The 518-nt window shown below is 55.6% G+C and carries 1 protein-coding gene; it reads left to right on the top strand.

Features of this window, described 5'->3' with window-relative positions:
* Positions 1 to 518, top strand: a 518-nt coding sequence (locus tag FO268_RS22770; RefSeq protein WP_263645082.1) for an EF-Tu C-terminal domain-related protein, incomplete at both ends; no start/stop codon positions are given.

The following is a 518-nucleotide window of genomic DNA, read 5'->3' as shown; positions in this document are numbered from 1 at the left end:
TCTGGTCGTGGTACTGTTGTGACCGGTCGTGTAGAGCGCGGCATCATCAAGGTTGGTGACGAAGTGGAAATCGTCGGTATCAAGGATACCGTGAAGACCGTTTGTACCGGTGTTGAGATGTTCCGCAAGCTGCTGGACGAAGGCCGTGCTGGTGAGAACGTAGGTGTTCTGTTGCGTGGTACCAAGCGTGACGACGTTGAGCGTGGTCAGGTTCTGTGTGTGCCGGGCTCCATCAAGCCGCACACCAAGTTCGAGTGTGAAGTGTACGTACTGTCCAAGGAAGAAGGTGGTCGTCATACGCCGTTCTTCAAGGGCTACCGTCCACAGTTCTACTTCCGTACCACCGACGTCACAGGTTCCTGTGAGCTGCCGGAAGGTGTGGAAATGGTAATGCCGGGTGACAACGTGAAGATGAGTGTTACCCTGATCAACCCGATCGCCATGGAAGATGGCCTGCGCTTCGCGATTCGTGAAGGCGGCCGTACTGTTGGTGCCGGTGTGGTCTCCAAGATCATCGA

The organism is Marinobacter denitrificans (genome assembly GCF_008795955.1).
Classification (GTDB): Bacteria; Pseudomonadota; Gammaproteobacteria; order Pseudomonadales; family Oleiphilaceae; genus Marinobacter; species Marinobacter denitrificans.
This window is presented reverse-complemented; position numbering and strand designations above follow the sequence as displayed.